The 21434-nt window shown below is 73.5% G+C and carries 24 protein-coding genes and 1 pseudogene; 14 read left to right on the top strand and 11 right to left on the bottom strand.

The window, feature by feature from the left end; genetic code table 11:
* Positions 1–18: 18 nt before the first annotated feature.
* The 4 genes from BR98_RS14320 to BR98_RS14305 form a co-directional block, all read right to left on the bottom strand.
* Complete coding sequence (locus BR98_RS14320) at positions 19–651, bottom strand: KUP/HAK/KT family potassium transporter (RefSeq protein ID WP_035844915.1); 633 nt, start codon at positions 649–651, stop codon at positions 19–21.
* A 129-nt stretch (positions 652–780) separates the two neighbouring features.
* Positions 781–1404 carry a TetR/AcrR family transcriptional regulator gene (locus BR98_RS14315; protein WP_232247418.1) on the bottom strand — a complete coding sequence of 208 codons (624 nt, stop codon included), beginning with the start codon at positions 1402–1404 and terminating at the stop codon, positions 781–783.
* A 60-nt stretch (positions 1405–1464) separates the two neighbouring features.
* Positions 1465–1890 (bottom strand): DUF4231 domain-containing protein, encoded by a 426-nt coding sequence (locus tag BR98_RS14310; RefSeq protein WP_232247417.1) that lies wholly within the window; start codon positions 1888–1890, stop codon positions 1465–1467.
* A gap of 118 nt (positions 1891–2008) precedes the next feature.
* Positions 2009–2230 (bottom strand): hypothetical protein, encoded by a 222-nt coding sequence (locus tag BR98_RS14305; RefSeq protein WP_035844911.1) that lies wholly within the window; start codon positions 2228–2230, stop codon positions 2009–2011.
* Between the two features lie 110 nt (positions 2231–2340).
* On the opposite strand from BR98_RS14305, the gene BR98_RS41275 reads away from it, so the two are divergent.
* Positions 2341–2865 carry a hypothetical protein gene (locus tag BR98_RS41275; protein WP_035844909.1) on the top strand — a complete coding sequence of 175 codons (525 nt, stop codon included), beginning with the start codon at positions 2341–2343 and terminating at the stop codon, positions 2863–2865.
* An 87-nt stretch (positions 2866–2952) separates the two neighbouring features.
* Entirely contained in the window at positions 2953–4335 is a 1383-nt protein-coding gene (locus BR98_RS14295; protein WP_232247416.1) for a glycosyltransferase 87 family protein, read from the top strand.
* Between the two features lie 55 nt (positions 4336–4390).
* Here the strand turns inward: BR98_RS14295 and BR98_RS14290 are convergent, their stop codons facing one another.
* The 4 genes and pseudogenes from BR98_RS14290 to BR98_RS41265 form a co-directional block, all read right to left on the bottom strand.
* Complete coding sequence (locus BR98_RS14290; protein ID WP_035844907.1) at positions 4391–4609, bottom strand: dodecin; 219 nt, start codon at positions 4607–4609, stop codon at positions 4391–4393.
* An 82-nt stretch (positions 4610–4691) separates the two neighbouring features.
* Positions 4692–5405, bottom strand: a complete 714-nt coding sequence (locus tag BR98_RS14285) for a methyltransferase domain-containing protein (RefSeq protein ID WP_157537765.1) — start codon at positions 5403–5405, stop codon at positions 4692–4694.
* Entirely contained in the window at positions 5402–5905 is a 504-nt protein-coding gene (locus BR98_RS41270; protein WP_407639527.1) for a TIGR04282 family arsenosugar biosynthesis glycosyltransferase, read from the bottom strand. Before BR98_RS41270 ends, BR98_RS14285 begins: the two co-directional genes overlap by 4 nt.
* Positions 5906–6055: 150 nt before the next feature.
* A pseudogene (locus tag BR98_RS41265) lies at positions 6056–6742 on the bottom strand (glycosyltransferase family 2 protein); the annotation flags it as partial.
* Positions 6743–6847: 105 nt separating this feature from the next.
* Here BR98_RS41265 and BR98_RS14275 point away from each other — a divergent pair.
* Genes BR98_RS14275 through BR98_RS14265 form a run of 3 tightly spaced genes read left to right on the top strand, consistent with a single transcriptional unit; the run spans position 6848 to position 9339 of the window.
* Entirely contained in the window at positions 6848–7567 is a 720-nt protein-coding gene (locus BR98_RS14275) for a response regulator transcription factor (protein ID WP_035844904.1), read from the top strand.
* A complete protein-coding gene (locus tag BR98_RS14270; protein ID WP_035844902.1) occupies positions 7564–8733 on the top strand; it encodes a sensor histidine kinase in 1170 nt (389 codons plus the stop codon). Before BR98_RS14275 ends, BR98_RS14270 begins: the two co-directional genes overlap by 4 nt.
* A 45-nt stretch (positions 8734–8778) precedes the next feature.
* Positions 8779–9339 (top strand): 3'-5' exonuclease, encoded by a 561-nt coding sequence (locus BR98_RS14265; RefSeq protein ID WP_035844900.1) that lies wholly within the window; start codon positions 8779–8781, stop codon positions 9337–9339.
* Between the two features lie 13 nt (positions 9340–9352).
* Here BR98_RS14265 and BR98_RS14260 read toward each other — a convergent pair whose 3' ends face one another.
* Both BR98_RS14260 and BR98_RS14255 read right to left on the bottom strand, forming a co-directional pair.
* Positions 9353–10009, bottom strand: coding sequence for a LamG domain-containing protein (locus BR98_RS14260; protein ID WP_035844897.1), 657 nt, complete (start codon positions 10007–10009; stop codon positions 9353–9355).
* Positions 10010–10103: 94 nt separating this feature from the next.
* The gene (locus BR98_RS14255) at positions 10104–11228 is read right to left on the bottom strand and encodes an NAD-dependent epimerase/dehydratase family protein (RefSeq protein ID WP_035844895.1); all 1125 of its coding nucleotides are present in this window, start codon (positions 11226–11228) and stop codon (positions 10104–10106) included.
* 199 nt (positions 11229–11427) lie between these two features.
* Here BR98_RS14255 and BR98_RS14250 point away from each other — a divergent pair, with 199 nt between their 5' ends.
* From BR98_RS14250 to BR98_RS39345, 9 genes are all read left to right on the top strand, one after another.
* On the top strand, positions 11428–13290 hold the full coding sequence (locus tag BR98_RS14250; RefSeq protein WP_035844894.1) for a cholesterol oxidase substrate-binding domain-containing protein: 1863 nt from the start codon (positions 11428–11430) through the stop codon (positions 13288–13290).
* 58 nt (positions 13291–13348) lie between these two features.
* Entirely contained in the window at positions 13349–14170 is an 822-nt protein-coding gene (locus BR98_RS14245) for a hypothetical protein (protein WP_051969761.1), read from the top strand.
* A gap of 110 nt (positions 14171–14280) precedes the next feature.
* Complete coding sequence (locus BR98_RS14240; protein ID WP_157537763.1) at positions 14281–14976, top strand: hypothetical protein; 696 nt, start codon at positions 14281–14283, stop codon at positions 14974–14976.
* Positions 14977–14995: 19 nt separating this feature from the next.
* A complete protein-coding gene (locus tag BR98_RS14235; RefSeq protein ID WP_232247415.1) occupies positions 14996–15859 on the top strand; it encodes a helix-turn-helix domain-containing protein in 864 nt (287 codons plus the stop codon).
* Positions 15860–15976: 117 nt separating this feature from the next.
* Positions 15977–16444, top strand: a complete 468-nt coding sequence (locus BR98_RS14230) for a VOC family protein (RefSeq protein WP_157537761.1) — start codon at positions 15977–15979, stop codon at positions 16442–16444.
* A 55-nt stretch (positions 16445–16499) separates the two neighbouring features.
* On the top strand, positions 16500–17897 hold the full coding sequence (locus tag BR98_RS14225; RefSeq protein ID WP_035844889.1) for a class II fumarate hydratase: 1398 nt from the start codon (positions 16500–16502) through the stop codon (positions 17895–17897).
* A 58-nt stretch (positions 17898–17955) separates the two neighbouring features.
* Positions 17956–18585 (top strand): nucleoside deaminase, encoded by a 630-nt coding sequence (locus BR98_RS14220; protein WP_035844886.1) that lies wholly within the window; start codon positions 17956–17958, stop codon positions 18583–18585.
* Positions 18586–18719: 134 nt separating this feature from the next.
* On the top strand, positions 18720–19532 hold the full coding sequence (locus BR98_RS14215) for a VOC family protein (RefSeq protein ID WP_051969760.1): 813 nt from the start codon (positions 18720–18722) through the stop codon (positions 19530–19532).
* Between the two features lie 234 nt (positions 19533–19766).
* Positions 19767–19910, top strand: coding sequence for a hypothetical protein (locus BR98_RS39345; RefSeq protein ID WP_157537759.1), 144 nt, complete (start codon positions 19767–19769; stop codon positions 19908–19910).
* A gap of 79 nt (positions 19911–19989) precedes the next feature.
* Here BR98_RS39345 and BR98_RS14210 read toward each other — a convergent pair whose 3' ends face one another.
* Positions 19990–21378 carry an NADP-dependent succinic semialdehyde dehydrogenase gene (locus BR98_RS14210; RefSeq protein WP_035844884.1) on the bottom strand — a complete coding sequence of 463 codons (1389 nt, stop codon included), beginning with the start codon at positions 21376–21378 and terminating at the stop codon, positions 19990–19992.
* Positions 21379–21434 lie beyond the last annotated feature (56 nt).

Below are 21434 nucleotides of genomic sequence, written 5' to 3'. Positions count from 1 at the left end.
CGCGCCAGGACGGTTGGGCTATACCTCGATGTGGGAGCCCATGATGACCGTGCGGTCGCGGGGGAGGCCGAAGTACTCGGCGGCGTCGGCCGTGATGTGGGAGGTGGCGATGAACAGCCGCTTGCGCCAGGGCGCCATGGTCGGCGCCGCTCCGCGGCGGAGCTCGATCTTCGACAGGAAGTAGGAGGTTTGGTCGAGTTGGAGCTGTCCCTCGGTTTGTGCGGGGTCGAGCATCGTCAGCGCGGCGGGCACGTCGGGGGTCTCCATGTAGCCGAACCGGGCGGTGACATGGATGATCTGGTCTTCGGTGTAGCCGAGGTTGTCGGTGGCGATCCGCTGGTCGGCGGGGACGCGGGGCACCGGCTCGGTCTCGATCGAGAGGATCACGACCTGGTCGTGCCGCACGTGGTTGTGCTCGACGTTGGCCCGCATGGCCAGCGGCGCGGTCTGCTTGCCACGGTTGAGGAAGACGGCGGTGCCGGCAACCCGGAGCGCCGGAACCCGGCCGCTGTGCAGCTGGTCGACGAACTCGCGCAGCGGGCCTTCGTGCCGTGCCCGCTGCGCGGTGTACGTGGCGGGCCATGCCGCGCCGCGCCCGCGGCTGTTGACGGCAGCGGTGGCGCCGATCGGCTCGGTCCTCCTGCTCGGCATCGACCGGTCCGTCCGCACGGGCCGAGACGACCGCGCGCGGCGCCTGCGGTGGCGGGCCGGCCGTCCGCAGACCGGTGGGTGACGGCCGGTGGGTGACGGTGCCGCAGGCGGGGCTGGGGTGACGGTGCGTCAGGAACGCTCGGCGCCGACAGCTGCGCGGGTGAGGGTGGTGGCGGTGTGGACGGCGCTGGTGATGGCGTCCTCGGGGTCGAGGTGCAGCAGGTCGGTCAGGGTGAAGAGGGTCTCGGCGCTCATCACGACGGCGAGGTCCCGCTTCAGCTGGGCCAGGGTGGCGGGGTCGGTGCCGGGGGAGTCCGCCAGCGGGGCCAGAGCGTGGTCGATGAGCCCGATGCGCAGCGCGGGGCGGGTGGTGCCGGCTCCGGGGCGGGTGATGGTGGCCGCGATCATGGCGCGGGTGGCGCCCTGGTACGCCAGGACCTGTCGCAGCAGGTGCTCCGTCGCGGCAGCGACCCGCTCCACGGGGTCGGTGGAGTCGGCGACGGCGCGCAGCGCCTCTTCCGGGGTCGGCCACTCGCCGACCATGGACTCCTGGAGCAGGCTGGCCAGGTCGGGGAAGTAGCGGTAGGCGGTGGCCTCGGACACCAGGGCGGACTTGGCGACCTCGGGCATGGTCACCTCGCCGCCGGTACGCATCAGCTCGACCGCGGCCGAGACGATCGCCGCCCGCGTCCGCAGCTTCTGGTTGGCGCGGCCGTTCGCGCTCCGGGGTGCCTTCGGTGCCATGTCCTGCATGACCCCACCATAGCAAGTGGACTCCAATGATGAGAGAGCACTTGCACTAACCGCGACGGTTCATTGGCTCCCGGAGGAGGAGGGCAGCGTGCGGCGCTCCTGCAGCCAACGCTCGCCCAGGTGCGCCCAGACGCTCTGGTACTCGTCGAAGACCGGCTGCAGCCGGTCGTAGCCGAGGTCGGCGGCGGGCGTTGACGCGATGAGGTATTCGAGGTCGTCGGCCAGACGCCGGAACCGGTACTGCGTCTCCTCCATCAGCACCCAGCGCGATCTCCAGTTGAAGAACGACTCAACGGCCCCCAGCAGGGTGACCAGTGCCACGAGGGCGAAGGCCACGCCGGCCCAGAGGTTCAGGCTCTGCAGGCCGAGGATGATCGTCGAGGCGGCGGACAGCGAGAGCGTCAGCACCTTCAACGCCGAAGAGGCCAGGCGGAAACGCTTCTTCCTGCTCCGGGCGTAGACGTTGCCCTGCCGAATCTTCTCCAAGAGGTGACCAGCAGTCTCCAGCGGAGGCAGCCCCACTCCCACCTGCCCGCTCAAACCCATCAGCCCCCACCGCTCCCAGCGCGCGACACCCCTGCGACTTCTGACCGACCGTAGGGTCTCACACCGCGGGACCGTGCGCGGCTGCCGGCCAGCCGCGTTCCAGCAGGTCGAAGGCGCGGTGCACGGTCTGACGCGGATCAGCCTGGCCGCGGGCGAGGTTGACGGTCTCCAGGGCGAAGTGGGCCAGTGCCGCGCAGGCGGCGTCGTCCTCGGGGGCGCCTTCGCCCCCGACTCCACCACGCACGCCCTCCAGCACCTGACCGCCTTCGCCCGCGAGCACGGAAGCGAGCGGTAGTCGCCTGGTAACGAATGCATGACTCCGGGCATGCGATATGACAAGTACTCATACGCTGCTGGTTTTCCACGCTTTCGACACACTCTGGAGAACCGATGTCCCGGATTCCACCTCGCACCTTCGCCGCCGCACTGGCCGGGGTGGTGACGGTGGTGCTGTTCGCTGCGGGGTGCGATCCCGCAGCGGCGCCGGCGGGGGCCGGAGCGTCCTCGGCGAGCTCGGCCCCGAGCGCGAGCGCGAGCCCCAGTGCCGGCCCGAGCACCAGCCCGAGCACCAGCCCGAGCACCAGCCCGAGCTCCGCCGCTCCGGAGACCTCGGCGCCCGTCCCGACGACGGCGCCCAGCACTCAGCCGCCCGCCGCGCCCAGCACGCATCCGGCCCCGGTCACGCACCCGGCGACCACGGGCGCGACCACGGCGGCGACCATGGCGGCGACCACGGCCTCGGCCCCCCGGACCTCCGCTGCGCCGGCCGGCTGCGAGATCGTCTCCAACTCCGGAACCTGCTACCGCGCAGGGGAGTTCTGCCGCGACGCCGACCTCGGGCGCTCCACCCACGACGCCGCCGGCCGCATGATCACCTGCGCCGAGGTCTCCGGCAAGCCGCACTGGCGTTACTGAAGCAGGCCGTCCCACCGCGCCTTACGGAAGTCGTACGGTGCGTGGTCGGACCGGGCCGCACGGCGTCCCGGATGGCAGGGTGACGGTGTGTCCGTCAACCGTCTCCTGCCCTCCCTGGCCTGGCCGGCCGCCGCTGTGGCCGCCCTGGCCGCGTTGGTCGCCGCCCTGGCGCTCACCTTCACCAGCGGCGGCACGCTCGGCCATCGCGAGCCGCTCTCCCTCTGGTACCCGCTGGACCTCGGGCTCTTCGCGCTCGCCCTGCTCGCGCTGTGGCGGGTGCCCCGGCGCTGGGTGGCCGCGCTGGTGCTGGCCGGCTCGGTGGCGGTGGCCGTGACCGGCCTGCTGGCGGCGCCGCGGACCAGTGACGACGCCTACCGGTACCTGTGGGACGGGCAGGTGCAGGCGGCCGGGCACTCGCCCTACGCGTACCCGCCGGACGCCCCCGAGCTGGCCGGACTGCGAGCCAAGGCGCCGGAGCTCTTCCCGGTCGGCGGCGACTGCGCGGGCTGGGACCTGCGGCGGGCCGCGCCCGGCTTCTGCAGCCACCTCAACCGGCCCTCGGTGGTGACCATCTACCCGCCCGTCGCCGAGGTCTGGTTCCTCGGCCTGCACGCGGTGGCGCACGGGCACGGGGTGCGGGCCGCGCAGGCGGGCGGGGCGCTGCTCGCGGTGGCCTGCACGGCGCTGCTGCTGGTGGTGCTGCCGCCGGAGCGGCGGCGGCGCGCGGCGCTGTGGGGGTGGTTCCCCGGGGTGGCGGTCTGGGCGGTGAACGACGCGCATGTGGACACCCTCGGGGCGCTACTGGCCGTCGGGGGACTGGCGTTGACGGCGCGCGGGCGGCTCCGGGGTGGCGGCGCGCTGCTGGGCGCGGCGGCGGCGGTGAAGCTGGTTCCGGCGCTGGTCCTGCCCGGCGCGTTGGCGGGCGTGCTGCGACGCCGGCCGGCCTGGCGGGACCTGCGGCTACCGGCGGTCGCGCTGGGTGTCTTCCTGCTCAGCTACCTGCCGTACCTGCTGCTCTCGGGACACAGGGTGCTCGGGTTCCTGCCCGGCTATCTGCGCGAGGAGGGGTACGACTCCCGGGCGGTGCAGCGGTTCGGTCTGCTGCGGGTGCTGCTGCCGGACTCGCTGGCGGCGGCCGGCGCCGGGATCGTGGTGCTGGGCGCGGTGCTGGCGGTGCTCCGATGGGGGGATCCGCGACGGCCCTGGCAGGGCGCGCTGCTGGTGACCGGGACGGCGCTGCTCGCGCTGACACCGGCGTACCCGTGGTACGGGCTGCTGCTGGTCGCCCTGGTGGGCCTGGCCGGCCGGTGGGAGTGGCTGGCGGTACCGGCGGCCGGGCAGGCCGCCTACCTGTACGGAAGCGATGTCCAACTTCCCGCGTACGGCGCGGCGTTGGCGCTGGTGCTGGCGGGTGCGGCAGTGCGGTACGGCTGCCTGCGGTACCGCGCTGCCGCACCCGCGACTGACTGAGTGTCAGGGGCGGCTGAGTCGTCAGGGCCGGCTGGGCGTCAGGGTCGGCTGGGCGTCAGGCGGTCGGGTCGTCCAGCCGGAAGCCCACCTTGATGGTCACCTGGTAGTGCTTGATCTCGCCGTCACCGACGTGTCCGCGGACCTGGACCACCTCGAACCAGTCGATGTTGCGCAGCGTCTGGTTCGCGCGGGCCAGCGCGTTGCGGATCGCGGCGTCGGTGCTCTCGTGCGAGGAGCCGACGATCTCGGTCAGCCGGTAGGTGTGCTCGGACATGGGGACCTCCACGGGCGGGTCAGGGCGGCGGTGCGCGGCTGTCCTCTCCACCGTGACCCATCCCGTGGCGGCCCGCATCCGTTCACTCCCGGCGCCGTACTCCGACGAAGTGCCGACCCGCCACCGTCCAGCGCTCCACCTCGTGCAGCCCGGCCGCCCGGGCCAGCCGCAGCGCCGCGTCCGCGCCGAGCCGGGCCCACTGGAAGGCCGGCCCGGTGCGGCCGGTGGCGTCCTCCACCCGGACGGTCACCCGTTCGTCGACCGTGCCCGGCTCGACCTCGGCCAGCAGCGTGCCGCCCGGAGCGAGCAGCTCGGCGACCCGGGTGAGCAGGGTGTGCGGATCGCCGCCGATGCCGAGGTTGCCGTCGGCCAGCAGCGCCGTGCCCCAGCGGCCCTCACCCGGCAGCCGGTCGAAGACCGAGCGGCACAGCGCCGCGCCGCCCAGGCCCCGGGTGCGGGCCACAGCGGCGCCGGTCAGGTCCACACCGAGGGCGGGCAGGCCGAGCGCCAGCAGCTCGGTGACCAGCCGGCCGGGACCGCAGCCGATGTCCAGCACCGGCACTGCGCCGGCCAGACAGCGCAGCAGCAGACCCCGGTCGGCGGCGTCGGGTGGGGCGCACCAGCGCTCCACGTCGAGGTGGTGTCGACCGCCGTCGGCCCGGCGCAGCCAGAGCGGGCCGCGCCCGGTTCGCATGGCCTCCGCGAACGGGTCGTCCACCCAGGGGCGGGCGGCGGTGGGGGTATCGGCGACCAGGTTCGCGGCCGGGTTCGCGGCCGGGCTCACGACCGGGCTCACCGGCGCACCCGCGCAACCGGTCCGCGCGGAGCGGCCCGCCAGCACGTGGCGAACGCGCTGTCCGGCGCCAGCCTCGCCACCTCGGCGGCGTCCTCGGCGGTGTCGACGTCCCGCAGCTCGGGCAGCCGGGTCACCCGCAGTCCGGCCGCCGCCAGTCGGGCCAGCAGCAGGGCGCCCGTCTGCGGGGTGGACATCGGCACACCGAGCAGCAGCTGTTCGGCGAGCGCGGCGCTCGGCCGGGCCAGGCCCAGCGCCCAGAAGCCGCCGTCGGCAGCCGGCCCGAACCAGGCGTCGGCCCCCGCGCGGGCGGCCGCCGACAACGGCTCGGCCAGCGCGGCCGCCGACAGCTGCGGGGTGTCCATCCCCACCAGCAGCGCGGGCGCGTCCGCCGGGGCGTGCCCGAACGCGGCCGCCAGCCGTGCGTCCAGCCCGCCCGCCACCTGCGGCAGCACCGTCCAGCCGGGTGGCAGCCAGGAGTCCTGCGCGGCGCCGTCGAGCACCAGGATCCGACGCCCGGCGGGCACCGTTCCCAGGGTGCGCAAGGTGTCCGTGAGCGCGGCCCGGGCCAGCGCCGCGGCCTGCTCGGGGGTGAACGGCGGGGTGAGCCGGGTCTTCACCCGCCCGGGGACGGGTGCCTTGGCGATCACCAGCAGGGTGGGCGGCGGCGCGGCCAGCACCGCGCGCATGTCGCGCACCGCCTGCCGGGTGCCGCGCAGCGTGCCGGTCACCTTGGAGCGGCCCGCGCGCGGGCGGTAGTCCACGTCCACCTCGCCGATCCGCAGCCCGGCCGCCGTGCCGGTGAGCACCATCTCCAGCGGGTAGCCGGAGCGGCGGTCGCCCAGGCCGAGCGCCAGCAGCCGGTCGCGACGGGCGGCGCGCATCGGGCCGAGGTCGTGCAGCGGGAAGCCGGTGCGCGCGCGCAGTCGCCGCGCCAGCACTGCGTTGGCCAGCCGCGCGTGCGGCGGCCAGGCGCCAGGTGCGGTCGGCCGGCGGCGGCCCAGGACCAGATCGGCGGTCCCGGCCAGGACCGGGTCGACCACCCGGGGCAGCTGGGCCGGGTCCAGCGAGCCGTCGCAGTCCAGGAAGCAGACGAGATCGGCGGTGGCTGCCAGCAGCCCCGTGTGGCAGGCGGCACCGAAGCCCCGGCGCGGTTCGTGGCGCACCGTGGCGCCCAGCGAGCGGGCCAGCTCGGCCGAGCCGTCCCGGGAGCCGTTGTCGACCACGATGGGCCGCCAGCCCGGCGGGATCCGGCCGAGCACCCAGGGCAGCGCGGCCGCCTCGTCCAGGCAGGGCAGCACGACATCGACGGAAGGAGAGGGGAGAGTCACGCCTCCCACGCTAGGCACCGCAAGGGCCCGGGGCAGTGCAGCGGCACCTTACGGAAGTCCTACGACCAGCCCATCAGCCCCAGGACGCCCGCCGCGCTGCCTATCCTCGAACCCGTGACAGAACTCCCTGCGCCCACCGCCCGCATCCTGGTGGTGGACGACGACCCCACCGTGGCCGAAGTGGTCACCGGCTACCTGCAGCGCGCCGGCTACCTGGTCGACCGCGCCGCCGACGGCCTGACCGCGCTGGAACGCGCCGCACAGGGCAAGCCCGACCTGGTGGTGCTCGACCTGATGCTGCCCGGACTGGACGGCCTGGAGGTCTGCCGCCGACTGCGGGCCGAGCCGCCCGGACCGGCCGTGGTGATGCTCACCGCCAAGGGCGAGGAGGCCGAGCGGATCCTCGGACTCGAGCTCGGCGCCGACGACTACGTGACCAAGCCGTTCAGCCCGCGTGAACTGGTGCTGCGGATCGGGGCCGTGCTGCGCCGCCACGTGGCGGCGCCGGTGGTCGACGCCGTGAACCTGCGCGCGGGCGATCTGACACTCGATCAGTCAGGTCGCCGGGCCTTCCGAGGTGACCGTGAACTGGCCCTGACCCAAAGGGAGTTCGATCTTTTGATGTTCTTCGTCAAGCACCCGGGCGCGGCGTTCGGCCGGGAGGAGCTGATGCAGAAGGTCTGGGGCTGGGACTTCGGCGACCTGTCCACCGTCACGGTGCACGTCCGCCGGCTGCGCGAGAAGGTCGAGGACGATCCGGGGATGCCCCGGCTGATCAGCACCGTCTGGGGCGTCGGCTACCGCTTCGACCCGGCCGGAGGTGCGGCGGCGTGAAGGACCTGTTGCTGATCGCCCTGTTCGCGGCCCTCGGCGCCGGCGCCGCCGGGCTCGTCGGCTGGCCCGCCGTACGGCAGTTGCGCCGCCGCTCGGTGGCGCTCTCGCTCTTCGCCGTCGTCGTGGTCACCGTGCTCGCGATGACGGCCGGCACGCTCGCCGTCGCGCAGGCGATGTTCCTCTCCCAGCACGACCTCGGCGTGGTGATCACGGTGACCTGCATGGCGGCCGTGGTCTCGCTGCTCACGGCCGCCCTGCTGGGCCGCCAAGTGGTCGCCGGAAGCCGGGCGTTGACCCTGGCCGCGCGCACCGTCGGCAGCGACAGCGGATTCGCCGCACCGGACGGCCCACTGGGCGCCGAACTCGCCGAGCTGAGCGCCGAACTCGCCGCCACCAGCGCCAGGTTGGCCGAGTCCCGGCAGCGCGAGCAGGCCCTGGAATCGTCCCGGCGCGAGCTGGTCGCCTGGATCTCGCACGACCTGCGCACCCCGCTGGCCGGGCTGCGGGCGATGGCCGAGTCGCTCGAGGACGGCGTGGCCGAGGACCCGGCCCGCTACCACGCCCGGATCCGCACCGAAGTCGACCGGCTCACCGGCATGGTGGACGACCTCTTCGAACTCTCCCGGATCCAGGCCGGCGCGCTGACCCTCAGCCTGGCCCGGGTCTCCGTCTACGACCTGGTCGGTGACGCCATCGCCGGCGCCTACCCGCTGGCCCGCGAACGCGGCGTGCAGCTGCGCGGCGAGCCGGTCGAGCCGGCGCCGGTGCAGGTGGACGGTCGGGAGATCACCCGGGTGCTGGGCAACCTGCTGATCAACGCGATCCGCTCGACGCCCGCCGACGGGGTGGTCGCGGTCGCGGCCCGGCGGGAGGCCGACGAGGTGGTGCTCTCGGTGACCGACGGCTGCGGCGGCATCCCGGACGGCGACCTGGAGCGGGTCTTCGAGACCGGCTGGCGCGGCGGCACCGCGCGGACGCCCCGCGTGGTGCGGGACCAGGCACGGGCCGGGGCGGTCCAGCACCACGGGGACACCGGGGCCGGGCTCGGACTGGCCATCGTGCGCGGCATCGTGGAGGCGCACGCCGGGCGCGCCTCGGTGCGCAACGTCGCGGGCGGCTGCTGCTTCGAGATCGCGCTGCCGGCGGCGCCGGTGCCGGCCGGCTGAAAACGACTTGCCTGATCTACTTGCCCACCAGCAGGATTCCCGCTCATGAGTGCGGAACTGCTGAACGTGGTCGATGTCGAGGCGACCTGCTGGGACGGCCCGGTGCCGCCCGGCGCGGCCAACGAGATCATCGAGATCGGCCTGACCGTCGTCGATCTGACGACACGTCAGCGCGTCGCGAAGCATCGGATCCTGGTCCGCCCGAAGCGCTCCACGGTGAGTAGGTTCTGCACCGAACTGACCGGGCTGACCCAGCAGGAGGTGGACCGCGGCCTCGGCTTCGCCGAGGCCTGCCGGCTGCTGGCCGTCGAACACCAGGGCTGGGAGCGCCCCTGGGCGAGTTGGGGGGACTACGACCGCCTGCAGTTCGCCCGCCAGTGCCAGGCGACCGGCGCGGCCTACCCGTTCGGCACCCGGCACACCAACGCCAAGGCGGTCTTCGCCGCCGCCAACGGGCTGCGCCGACGCCCCGGCATGGCGCAGGCCCTGGAGCTGGCCGGCCTCCCGCTGGAGGGGCGCCACCACCGGGGCGAGGACGACGCCTGGAACATCGCGGCCCTGGTCCTCGGGCTGGCCGAACAGGAGAACTGGCCCATGGCCGGGTGATGGTCGGCGACGGTCAGCGTTCGACCTGCAGGCTCAGGCAGCTCCAGCTCAGCCGCGGCGGGCCGTCGTGCGACGGTGCGGGATGGTAAGTGCCGTCCGCCACCGAGAGGTTGACGATCAGATAGGCGTGCCAGTCCGCGCCGACCCCCCGCCCGTCCTGGTAGATCGGCAGGTCACCGGCGTACCAGTCCACCGAGTCCGCGCCGAACCGGGTCGCGAGCTCCACCGTGGCCCCCGGGGCGACGCCGGCCGCGGCGCCGTGCCAGTAGCGGTGCCCGCCCCGCACGTGGTTGCTGAGCTCCAGCAGGTCCGGATGGTCCGGGTGGTACTCGAAGACGTCGATCTCGTTGCCGCCGTCGCGCCAAGTCCAGATGGCCGGCCAGGCGCCGAGTGCGGTGGGCAGCACGATCCTGGCCGTCAGTAGGTCGCCGGCGCGCAGCTGGAAGCCCTCCGGACTGCCTTCGGTGGTCAGCAGGTTGCAGTTCCACTGGTCGGAGCCGTGCAGTCGCCGGGTGGCCGCGAAGACACCGCCGGGGCAGTAGGCGCGGCTGAGGTGGTCCAGCTTGTGGGCGGCCCGGTTGGTGGGGCCCATGTTGGGATAGGCGCTGGTCCGACCGGCTGTCCACTGGTGCCGGGAACTGAAGTCCGTGGTGAACACCACCACTGCCATGGCTGCCTCCCCGGGCCGGGCCGGGCGTGCGGCCCGGTTTACCTGGAGTGACTTCCCGCTACGCGTGGTGACAGCCGGATCGGCAGGCCCGTTTTCACCGGAAGTCGGAACTCGGCGCAGCGGCTGCGCGGGTCGGGGTGGCTGCGCCTCGGGTCGGGGCTGCTCCTCGGGTCGGGGCGGCGGCGAACTCGGCGACCCCCGCCTCGAAGGCGACCGCCGGGCGCCAGCCCAGCTCCGTGCGCAGCCGGTGGGAGTCGGCGGTGATGTGCCGGACGTCTCCGAGCCGGTACTCCCCGGTGACCACCGGCGCGGGTCCGCCGCCGGCCGCCGCCAGCGTGGCGGCCAACTCGCCGACCGTGTGGACCTGCCCGCTGCCCGTGTTGTAGGCGCGGGCGCTGCCCGGCGGGCGGGTGGCCAGGGCGGCCAGCGCCAGTTCGTTGGCGGCCGCCACATCGGCGACATGGACGAAGTCGCGGCGCTGCCCGCCGTCCTCGAAGACCCTGGGCGGCCGCCCGGCGGCCAGCGCCGAGCGGAAGATCGAGGCGACGCCCGCGTACGGGGTGTCGCGCGGCATCCGGGGGCCGTACACGTTGTGGTAGCGCAGGCTGGTCACCGTGCCACCGGTGGCCCGGGCCCAGGCGGCGGCCAGGTGTTCCTGGGCCAACTTGGTCGAGGCGTAGACGTTCCGCGGGTCGGCCGGCGCGTCCTCGGTGGTCAGCCCCGCCCGCAGCGCGGTGCCGCAGTACGGGCAGGGCGGCTCGAACCGCCCGGCCGCCAACTCGCTCTCCAGCCGGGGCCCGGGCGCCACCACGCCGTGCTCGGGGCAGTCGTACCGCCCCTCGCCGTAGACCACCATCGACCCGGCCAGCACCAGTTGCCGCACCCCGCCCCTGGCCATCGCGGCGAGCAGCACGGCGGTCCCCAGTTCGTTGCAACTGACGTACTGCGGCGCGTCGTCGAGATCGAGCCCGAGCCCGACCATGGCCGCCTGGTGACAGACCGCGTCCACCCCGCGCAGCGCCCGCTCGACCGTGGCGGCGTCCCGCACGTCCCCGTGCACGAACTCGACCTCGGGCGGCAGCGTGACGCCCGCCGCCCCGTCCGGGTGCACGGCCGGCAGCAGGGCGTCCAGGACCCGGACCCGGTGGCCGCTCGCCACCAGGCGGTCGGCGACGGCGGAGCCGATGAAACCGGCGCCGCCGGTGAGCAGAATCTCCATGCCCTCGACGCTAGCGGCGCGGCGGCCGGGACGGGTGTCACGGCGGGGTGCCGTCAGACTTCCGTCAGAAGTGGAAAAGTTCCCTGCCAGTCATGGGTTCACTCGAACTACTGAATGATCGTTGATCTCGCCGGACGGCGGGGCTACTCGTCCCTAAAGTGTGCACTGAAGTTCGATCACACCCGGGGAGGGACCCACAATGGAACCTGGCTTCAAGTCAGACGAGCCCAGGTCGGACGAGTCGGCGGCCGGTCTGACGCGCCGTCGGCTGATCGCGGGGTCCGCCGCGCTGAGCGGTGCCGCCTGGCTGCTGCGCGGCGTCATCACGCCCGACAGCGCCCAGGCCGCCGCCGTCGGCCCCGCCGTCGCCGCCCCGCCCGCCTTCCCCGCCGGGATCGAGGTCTACCGGCAGACCTTCGAGAACTGGGCCGGCGAGCTGCACGCCGACCAGCTCTGGACCTGCGCCCCGCGCACCCCGCAGGACGTGGTCACCCTCGCCAACTGGGCCCAGGCCCAGGGCTGGCGGCTGCGCGCCCAGGGCTTCCGGCACACCTGGGCCCCGCTCACCGTCGCCGACGCCACCCCGGCCGACAGCGCCGTGCTGCTGCTCGACACCACCCGGTACCTCACCGCGATCAGCGCGGCCGGCAGCGCCGCCGCGCCCGCCGTCCGGGCCCAGGCCGGCGCGAGCATGGAACAACTACTCGCCCGACTGGCCGGGCGCGGCCTCGGCCTCACCCACTGCCCGGCTCCCGGCGACGTCACGCTCGGCGGCGTGCTCGCGATCGGCGGCCACGGCACCGCGATCCCTGCCACCGGCGAGACCGCCACACCCGGCCACGGGTACGGCTCGGTCAGCAACCTGGTCACCGAACTCACGGCCGTGGTCTGGGACGCCACCGCCGGTCAGTTCGTGCTGCGCACCTTCGACCGTGCCGAGCCGGACTGCGCGGCCCTGCTCGTCCACCTCGGCCGCACCTTCGTCACCGAGGCGGTGCTGCGGGCCGGCGCCGACCAGAACCTGCGCTGCCTCAGCCGGGTCGACATCCCCGCCGACGAGCTCTTCGCCCCCCAGGGCACCGGCACCGGCCGCCAGTTCGCCGACTTCGTGGAGCGGACCGGCCGCGCCGAGGCGATCTGGTACGCCTTCACCGACTACCCCTGGCTCAAGTCCTGGAGCGTCACTCCCGGGCAGCCGTTCGGCTCCCGCGCCGTCGACCGGCCGTACAACTACCCCTTCTCGGACAACATCCCCACCCCGGTCGCCAACCTGGCCGGCCAACTGATCGGCGGATCCTGGGGTCTGGCCCCGACCTTCGGCCAACTCCAGCTGCTGATCACCAAGCTCGGGCTGACCGGCGACCTCACCGACGTGCTGCTCTCCGGCACCCTGCTGCGCGACCTGCTCACCCTCGACGTGGTCACCCACCTGCTCGCCGACGGCCTGCACTCCGACCTGTGGGGGCCCTCCCGCACCCTGCTGCAGTACATCCGTCCCACCACCCTGCGGGTCACCGCCAACGGTTACGCCGTGCTGGCCCGCCGCTCCGACATCCAGTGGGTGGTCAACCAGGTCACCAGCGGATACCAGCAACTGCTGACGCAGTACCAGTCCCGGGGCGAGTACCCGGTCAACGGCGCCGTCGAGATCCGGGTCACCGGCCTGGAGGACCCGACGACCAGCGGCGTCCCCGGTGCCCGCCCACCGCTGCTCTCGGCCATCCGGGCCCGCCCCGACCACCCCGAGTGGGACGTCGCCGTCTGGTTCGACGTCCTCACCCTCCCCAACACCCCCGGCCTGCACCGCTTCGGCCGCGACCTCGAACAGTTCCTGTTCGCCACCTTCGACGGCACCCGGGCCGCCGTCCGCGTCGAATGGTCCAAGGGCTGGGCCTACACCGCCGACGCCACCTGGGCCGACCCCGACGTCCTCACCCGCGTCATCCCCGGCAGCCACCGCGCCGGCGGCGGCCCCGGCTGGGACGAGGCCGTCGCCACCCTCACCCGCCTCGACCCGCACGCCGTCTTCAGCAACGCCTTCCTGGACCAGCTGCTGCGCTGAACCGCGCACTCAGGCGGCCTGTGCTGTCGCGGGTGCCGGGCCGAGCAGAATGTGCGCCATGACCGCAGACAACGCGGGGTCTCCCGGCCCCGTTCCGCCGCCCGCCGGCCCGAGCACCCGTGAGCTCACCGAGCAGCTGCACCACCGGCTCGACCGGATCGAGTCACTGCTGACCGGCGATCCCACGTTGGGGGAGGAGCCCGGCGCTGTCGAACCTCCGAAGCCGGTCTGGCAGAGCCAGACCGAGGCCGAACAGCGCTGGGCCGTCACCGTCGTGATCCTCTGTGCGGTCGTGCTGCAGTTCTTCCTGCCGGCCCGGCTCAGCATCCACCCGCGCTGGATGCTGCCCGCCCTCGAAATCGCGCTGCTGCTCGCACTGGCCGCGATGAACCCGCACCGCCGGCTCGACAAGAGTTCCCGCCTGCTGCGCTCGCTCAGCCTCTCGCTGGCCGGGGCGATCAGCCTGGCCAACGGCTGGTCGGCGGTGAAGCTGGTCCGCGAACTGCTGCACGGCGGTGGCAGCCCCAGCGGCCTGACCCTGCTCGGCACCGCCGGCGCCGTCTGGGCCACCAATGTGATCGCCTTCGCCCTCTGGTACTGGGAGTGGGACCGCGGCGGCCCGGCCGCCCGCGCCCAAGGGACCGCGGACTACCCGGACTTCCTCTTCCCGCAGATGCAGCAGGACGGCATCGCACCGCCGAACTGGGAACCCGGCTTCCTCGATTACCTCTACATGGCTTTCACGAATGCCACCGCCTTCAGTCCCACCGACACCATGCCGCTGTCGCTCTGGGCCAAGCTGACCATGATGCTGCAGTCGGTGGTCTCGCTGCTCACGGTGTTGTTGGTGGTGGCCCGGGCCGTCAACGTGCTGCAATGAACGGACGGGAGTCAGCGCGAGGTGGCATGCTGTCGGCTCGTCCATGACGTGGCGTCAGTCGAAGCGGCTGCGCCGATCAACCACCACCGTCGATCACCCGAGGAGCCACCGTGCCGCTGTTCGGCCGCCGAAAGAACATATCGACGCCCTCGTGCAGTGCGCACGGTCCGTGCCGGGCGTTGGCGCGCCTCCAGGTCGCTGACCTTCGCCGGCGGCTGCGGCCGCTGATCGTCGCTGTCGGTCCGGAGCTCGGTGCCGATCCCGTGGCCCGCCCGTTCGACGGCGAGTTGGTTGTCGTGCTGTGTGCGGAGGCGGGAGCCGACGCCCTGATCGTGCCGGAGCATTCGGCGGACCAGTGGGGTGTCGCGCGGTCCGAACTCTGGGACTGGGCGCTGGCGAACCTGCGGGCCGACCGGCTCAACCGGCAGACCTTCCCGAGCGTGACCGGGGACACGTTGTACGCGGTCAACGGGATGGGCTGGCCGGGTGCCGGTCAGGTTCTCGCCCTGGAGCACGCGCTGGGCGGCGTCGCGTTGCCCAATGGCGCGCTGGTCACGCTGCCGACGCAGAACGGCCTGTGCGCGGTGCCGATCCGTACGGCGGCCACGCTGCGCGGCATCCCGTACCTGATCCAGCTGTCCCTGGAGCTGGCGGCGGGAGACGCGGCTCCGCTCGGCGCCAGCGTGTACTGGTATCGGGACGGCGGGGTCGAGAGCCTCAACGCACGCCTGAAGGACGGAAACGACGCCCGGATGATGGTGTCGGCCCGGTTCAAGGAGATGATGGACCGCCTGCCCACGGGCTGACCACGGAGACAATGGAGTGGTGAGCACCACCAGCACGGTCAGGCCTGTCAGCGCCGCCACCGCCGTAGTCGACGAGGCCGTGCAGGCCCGGCCCGCGCCCGCGCTGCGCCCGTACGCGGCCTGGTACTCCGGCTACCGCCAGGTCGGAGTGCCGCCGATGACGCACCGGGGCCTGCCCTCGCCCTACCTGACGCTGATCCTCACCCTGGACGAGCCGCTCACCCTCGCCGCGCACCCCGACCCGGCGCAGCGGCCCGGCGAGTACCGGACGCTGCTGGGCGGCCTGCACACCGCGCCCGCGCTGATCATCCATCGGGGCTGTCAGTCCGGCGTGCAGGTCGCGCTCAGCCCGCTCGGGGCCCGCACCCTGCTCGGGCTGCCGGCCGGGGAGCTGGCCGGTGCGGACTACCCGGCCGAGGAGGTACTGGGTCGCTGGGCAGCCGAGGGGCAGGAGCGGCTGCGGGCGGCGCCGGACTGGCCGAGCCGGTTCCGCGTCGTGGACCGGTGGCTGCTGCAGCGGGCGGCCGAGGCGGCCGCGCCGCCACCGGAGGTGGTGCGGGCCTGGCAGCTGCTGCTCGCCTCCGGCGGCCGGGCCGGTGCGGCCGAGCTGGCCGCCGAGGTCGGCTGGAGCGGGCGGCACCTGGCCACCCGGTTCCGCACCGAGATCGGGCTGGCCCCGAAGGCCGCCGCCCGGGTGATCCGGTTCGACCGGGCCCGCCGCCTGCTCGGTGCCACCGCGATGCCGCTCGCGGACCTCGCCGCCGACTGCGGCTACTTCGACCAGGCCCACCTGGCCCGGGAGTTCCGCGCCCTGGCCGGCTGCCCGCCGAGCCGCTGGCTGGCCGAGGAGGGCAGCACGCTGCGCGACCCTACCGCCGGCTAGATCCACAAGAGCGGCCCTGGTTCCGAAACGTCCAAGCCGTCGGAGGGGGCGGCGGGCAGGCTGGGACTGTCCGGGGCGGTCGGAGCCCCGGCTGAGCAGCGAGGAGGTGCGGCCGCCATGGCCGAGCAGCAGCAGACCCAGCAGGAGCAGCAGACCCAGGGGGAGCAGCAGGAGCAGACCGAGCAGAGCCGCCCGCCGCAGGTGTGGCCCAGCCTGCGGGCCCGGGATGCGCGCGGGCTGATCACGTTCCTGGTGGAGGTGTTCGGGTTCGAGGAGACCGTGGTGTACGGCGAGGGCGAGCTGGTGCACCACGCACAGCTGGACTGGCCGGAGGGCGGCGGCGTGATGCTGGGCTCGGTCCGCGAGACGGACGAGGACCGCTGGCCGCTCAAGCCCGGCTCGTTCGGCGCCTACGTGGTCACCGACGAGCCCGACGCGCTGCACGACCGGGCCAAGGCGGCCGGCGCGGAGATCATCATCGCGCCGTACACCACCGACTACGGCTCGCGTGACTTCGCGGCACTCGACCCGGAGGGCAACCGCTGGTACTTCGGGACCTACCGGGGTGAACCCCGAAAGCAGTAGTCGGGAAATACCCGGGCCACCTCCGCGAGCTGTGCCTCATGGAGGTGGAGTCCCGATGAGCCCACAGCAGAACGAGTACCGCGTCGAGCACGATTCGATGGGCGAGGTGCTCGTCCCGGCCGCCGCGAAGTGGCAGGCCCAGACCCAGCGCGCGGTGCAGAACTTCCCGGTCTCCGGGCAACCGCTGGGCCGTGCCCATATCGCGGCGCTGGCCCGGATCAAGGGGGCGGCGGCCAAGGTCAACGCCGAGCTGGGCATCCTGGACCAGGAGGTGGCCGAGGCGATCCAGCAGGCCGCCGCCGAGGTGGCCGAGGGGCGGTGGGACGAGCAGTTCCCGGTGGACGTCTTCCAGACCGGCTCCGGCACCTCCTCCAACATGAACACCAACGAGGTGGTCGCCACCTTGGCGGGCGACCGGCTGGGCCGCCCGGTGCACCCGAACGACCAGGTCAACGCCAGTCAGTCGTCCAACGACGTGTTCCCGTCCTCGATCCACATCGCCGCCACGGCCGCCGTCACCGAGGACCTGCTGCCGGCCCTGGACCAGTTGGCGACCGCGCTGGAGGCCAAGGCCGAGGCCTTCGCCACCGTGGTCAAGGCCGGCCGCACGCACCTGATGGACGCCACCCCGGTCACCCTCGGCCAGGAGTTCGGCGGCTATGCGGCCCAGGTCCGGTACGGCCAGGAGCGACTGCGCGCCACGCTGCCCCGGGTGGCCGAGCTGCCGCTGGGCGGCACGGCCGTCGGCACCGGCATCAACACCCCGCCGGGCTTCTCCGCCGCCGTGATCGCCGAGTTGGCCCGCGCCACCGGCCTGCCGCTGACCGAGGCGCGCAACCACTTCGAGGCTCAGGGCGCGCGGGACGCGCTGGTGGAGCTGAGCGGGCAGCTGCGCACCGTCGCGGTCGGGCTGACCAAGATCGTCAACGATCTGCGCTGGATGTCCTCCGGCCCGCGCACCGGCCTGGGCGAGATCAACCTGCCCGATCTGCAGCCGGGCTCCTCGATCATGCCGGGCAAGGTCAACCCGGTGATCCCCGAGGTGGTGGCGATGGTCGCGGCCCAGGTGGTGGGCAATGACGCGACCGTGGCGATGGCCGGGGCGAGCGGCAGCTTCGAGCTCAACGTGATGCTCCCGGTGATCGCCCGCAACCTGCTGGAGTCGGTGCGGCTGCTGGCCAACGCGAGCCGCCTGCTCGCCGACCGCACGGTGGACGGCATCACCGCCAACGTCGAGCGGGCCCGCGAGTACGCCGAGTCCTCGCCCTCCATCGTCACTCCGCTCAACCGCTACATCGGCTACGAGGAGGCGGCCAAGGTAGCCAAGCAGTCGCTCGCCGAGTCGAAGACGATCCGTCAGGTGGTGCTGGAACGCGGGTATGTGGCACGCGGTCTGCTGACGGAGACCCAGCTGGACGAGGCCCTCGACGTGCTGCGGATGACCAGGCCGTAGTTCCTCTTCAAGCCGTAGCATGAGCCGCTGATATCGCGATCTGTGGGGGAGTCGAGCGATGAGCGGTTTCGAGGAGTCCTGGCAGGCCGCACCCGTGGCGGTGCGGCGCTGCCTGGAACTGGCGCACCTGTCGCTGACGGCGGGCGGGCTCGCGGTCGGTGCGGTGCTGGTGGACGGTGCGGGTCTGGTCCGCGCCGAGGGCCGCAACCGGGCGTACGACGGTCCGGGCGGCCCCGACCTGCTGCAGGGCACGCCGCTGGCACACGCCGAGTTGAATGCGCTGGCCCTGGTCCGTACCGGTAGCGACCTCGCGGGGCTGACCCTGTGGAGCACCCAGCAGCCGTGCGCGATGTGCGCGGCGGCCCTGGAGTTCACCGCCGTCGGCACCGTGCGCTACCTGGCGCCCGACCCCTGGGCGCTGGCCACCGGGCAGCCCGGCGCCGATGCCCGACCGGAGACCAGCGAGTGGCTGGTCGCCGCCAACCTGCTGTTCCTGCAGAGCGTCGTGGACGCGGCCGACCTCGACCACCCGACCGTCCGGCGCAACCGCACCCTCGAGCCGGAGACGGTCGCCCTGCTGGAGGCCGAGCCGCACTCGACGAGCACGGTCGCCGAGCTGCTGGACACCCGCTGGCAGCGGATCACCGACGCGGCGTCAAGGCGGCGTCGGCGCTTGGTGAGGAGCTGACCGGGCGCGGTCGTTGTCGGCCCGGGTGGCCCGGCCACGTCCGGCTCGGGGTCCGTGCGAGGGGGGCCGGAGCCGGGTACGGTCGGACCAGAACCGGCCAGGCCAGGACGGCCGGGCACCTAGGAGGCGCAGCGATGACCGAGCCAGCGGCGACCGGTGCGGTGGTGAAGGGGGCGGCCGTCCGGTGCGTGCCGGCCGTGCCCAGCTGGGTGAGCCTGATGGCCGGTGACCTGGAATCCGCGATGGCCTTCTACGGCTCGCTGTTCGGCTGGTCGTTCAGCCGTGGACCGGACCGCTGGGGCCCCTATGTCCGGGCCATGCTCGGTGGCGTCGCGGTGGCCGGTCTGTCCGGTTCGACCGATCTGGAGCTGCCGGTCGCCTGGACCACCTACTTCGGCACCGAGGACGCCGACATGGTCGCCGAGCGGATCCGGGCCCGTGGCGGCACGGTCGCGATCGGGCCGCTGGGCTTCGACGCCGGACGGCTGGCGATCGCCTCCGACCGGGCCGGCGCGCCGTTCGGCGTCTGGGAGGGCGACCGGCGCACCGGCGCGGTGCTGCACACGCTCCCGGGCGCGCCGGTCTGGATCGAGCTGCGCACCCCGGACGCCTTCGACGCCGCGCTCTTCTACGGCGGCGTCTTCGGCTGGGACGAACGCGATCCGGCCGAGTTCGACGTGCGCTGGGAGCACGACCGGGTGGTGCTGCGCACCGAGGAGCGCAGCGTCGCCGCCCTGGTGAGGGCGACCGATCCGGAGGCCCGGCCGAGCTGGAACGTCTACTTCTCGGTCGCCGACGCCGACGCCTCCGTGGAGCAGGCCGGCCGGCTCGGCGCCGATGTGCTGGGCGAGGTGCGCGACAGTCCGTACGGGCGGGTGGCGGACCTGCGTGACCCGCACGGCGGCCGGTTCTCGCTGCTCGGCCCGCGCCTGCCGGAGGACGACTGACCTCGCGGGTGATGACTGACCTCGCGCGGACGACTGATCTCGCGAGGACGACTGACCTGCCGGCGTGTCGGCCGTTCGGGTGAGGATGATCCGCCATTAGTGTGGACACGACCGGTTCGGATCCTGCCCGGCCGAGGAATCCCCGAGGATCACCGGAGAGCCCGTCCAGTCGGCAGCCAACCGAGGCGAGAACCGACGCGAGCGAACCGACGAGAACGAACCGAGGAGACCGCGATGGAACGAGAGGTCAGCGCGACCGGCGAGCCGGGCAAACATCCCGAGCAGCAGGCGCAGCGCCGGATCGCCGAGGAGGACGCGGCGGCCGAGCCTTTCGAGCACGGCGACGCCGAGTGGTACGCCGTCCTCGGCGAGGACTGAGCCGGGCCTAGGCCGGGCCTGAGCCAGCCGGGGCTCGAGCCGGGCCGAGACCTGAGTCGTCCTCAGGCCTGACCCGTCCTCAGGCCTCCCACACGGTGGTGGCGTTGCAGAACTCCCGGATGCCGTGTCCGGACAGCTCGCGCCCGTACCCGGAGCGCCGCACCCCGCCGAACGGCAGTGCGGGATGCGAGGCGGTCATGCCGTTGAAGAAGATCCCGCCCGCCTGGATGTCCCGGACGAAGCGCTCCTGCTCGGCCGGTTCGGTGGTCCAGACGTTGGAGCTCAGCCCGAACGGCGTGTCGTTGGCCAGCTCGACGGCGTGGTCCAGGTCGGCGGCCCGGTACAGCGTGGCGACCGGGCCGAAGGCCTCCTCGTGGTGGATCCGCATCCGTGAGGTGATCCCACTGAGCACGGTCGGCGGGTAGTACCACCCCTCGCCGAGCCCGGACGGCAGCTCCACCCGGCACTCCACCTCGGCGCCCAGCTCCACGGCGTCCGCGACCAGCTCGCCGAGCTCCTCGCGCCCCTGCCGGGTGGCCAGCGGCCCGATCTCGGTGCTCTCGTCCATCGGATCCCCGATCCGCAGCGCCGCCATCCGGGCGTTGAAGGCGGCCCGGAACTCCTCGTAGACGTGCTCGTGCACGATGAACCGCTTGGCCGCGATGCAGGACTGCCCGTTGTTCTGCACCCGCGCGGTCACGGCGGTGCGGGCCGCCGCCGCGACGTCCGCCGAGGGCAGCACCACGAACGGGTCGCTGCCGCCCAGCTCCAGCACCGTCTTCTTCACCTGGTCGCCCGCCACCGAGGCCACCGAGCGCCCGGCCCCCTCGCTGCCGGTCAGCGTGGCGGCGGCCACCCGGGGGTCGCGCAGCAGGTCGGCGACCGTGTGGGAGTCGATCAGCAGGGTCTGGAAGCAGCCGTCCGGGAAGCCGGCGCCACGGAACAGGTCCTCCAGATAGAGGGCGGTCTGCGGCACGTTCGAGGCGTGCTTGAGCAGGCCCACGTTGCCGGCCATCAGCGCGGGGGCGGCGAACCGGACCACCTGCCAGAGCGGGAAGTTCCACGGCATCACCGCCAGCACCACGCCGAGCGGCCGGTAGCGCACCCAGGCCCGGCTGGCGCCCGCGTCCACCACGTCCTGGGTCGAGGGGTGCTCGTCGGCCAGCAGCCCGGGCGCCCGGTCGGCGTACCAGCGCATCGCCTTGGCGCACTTGGCGGCCTCCGCGCGGGCGGCGGTCAGCGGCTTGCCCATCTCGGTGGTCATCAGCCGGGCGATGGTCTCCTGGTCCGCGTCCAGCAGCTCGGCCGCCCGGTGCATCAGCTGGCCGCGGCGGCCGAAGTCGGTGGTGCGGTACTGCGCGAAGGTCTGCTCGGCCCGGGCCAGGCGCTGCTCGATGGCGGCGGCGGAGTACGGCTCGAAGGTCCTGAGGGTCTGTCCGGTCGCCGGATTCACGGTCGCGATCGCCATCGGTCGCCTCCTGGTCTGGGCGCGGGCGCGGCAGAGCGCCGCTCTGTCGAGCCTAG

The sequence above is a fragment of the Kitasatospora azatica KCTC 9699 genome (genome assembly GCF_000744785.1).
Lineage (GTDB): Bacteria > Actinomycetota > Actinomycetes > Streptomycetales > Streptomycetaceae > Kitasatospora > Kitasatospora azatica.
Note: the sequence above shows the minus strand (reverse complement) of the source record. Positions and strands in the feature narration are given on the sequence as shown.

What these genes read in the sequence shown, in the direction of transcription:
- BR98_RS14315 (WP_232247418.1), bottom strand. Translation starts at nt 1,404, where the DNA reads ATGCAGGACATGGCACCGAAGGCACCCCGGAGCGCGAACGGCCGCGCC.
- BR98_RS14290 (WP_035844907.1), bottom strand. Translation starts at nt 4,609, where the DNA reads ATGTCCGAGCACACCTACCGGCTGACCGAGATCGTCGGCTCCTCGCAC.
- BR98_RS14255 (WP_035844895.1), bottom strand. Translation starts at nt 11,228, where the DNA reads ATGGAGATTCTGCTCACCGGCGGCGCCGGTTTCATCGGCTCCGCCGTC.
- BR98_RS14225 (WP_035844889.1), top strand. Translation starts at nt 16,500, where the DNA reads ATGAGCCCACAGCAGAACGAGTACCGCGTCGAGCACGATTCGATGGGC.
- BR98_RS14230 (WP_157537761.1), top strand. Translation starts at nt 15,977, where the DNA reads ATGGCCGAGCAGCAGCAGACCCAGCAGGAGCAGCAGACCCAGGGGGAG.
- BR98_RS14220 (WP_035844886.1), top strand. Translation starts at nt 17,956, where the DNA reads ATGAGCGGTTTCGAGGAGTCCTGGCAGGCCGCACCCGTGGCGGTGCGG.
- BR98_RS14250 (WP_035844894.1), top strand. Translation starts at nt 11,428, where the DNA reads ATGGAACCTGGCTTCAAGTCAGACGAGCCCAGGTCGGACGAGTCGGCG.
- BR98_RS14320 (WP_035844915.1), bottom strand. Translation starts at nt 651, where the DNA reads ATGCCGAGCAGGAGGACCGAGCCGATCGGCGCCACCGCTGCCGTCAAC.
- BR98_RS14215 (WP_051969760.1), top strand. Translation starts at nt 18,720, where the DNA reads ATGACCGAGCCAGCGGCGACCGGTGCGGTGGTGAAGGGGGCGGCCGTC.
- BR98_RS14265 (WP_035844900.1), top strand. Translation starts at nt 8,779, where the DNA reads ATGAGTGCGGAACTGCTGAACGTGGTCGATGTCGAGGCGACCTGCTGG.
- BR98_RS14260 (WP_035844897.1), bottom strand. Translation starts at nt 10,009, where the DNA reads ATGGCAGTGGTGGTGTTCACCACGGACTTCAGTTCCCGGCACCAGTGG.
- BR98_RS14245 (WP_051969761.1), top strand. Translation starts at nt 13,349, where the DNA reads ATGACCGCAGACAACGCGGGGTCTCCCGGCCCCGTTCCGCCGCCCGCC.
- BR98_RS14210 (WP_035844884.1), bottom strand. Translation starts at nt 21,378, where the DNA reads ATGGCGATCGCGACCGTGAATCCGGCGACCGGACAGACCCTCAGGACC.
- BR98_RS41275 (WP_035844909.1), top strand. Translation starts at nt 2,341, where the DNA reads ATGTCCCGGATTCCACCTCGCACCTTCGCCGCCGCACTGGCCGGGGTG.
- BR98_RS39345 (WP_157537759.1), top strand. Translation starts at nt 19,767, where the DNA reads ATGGAACGAGAGGTCAGCGCGACCGGCGAGCCGGGCAAACATCCCGAG.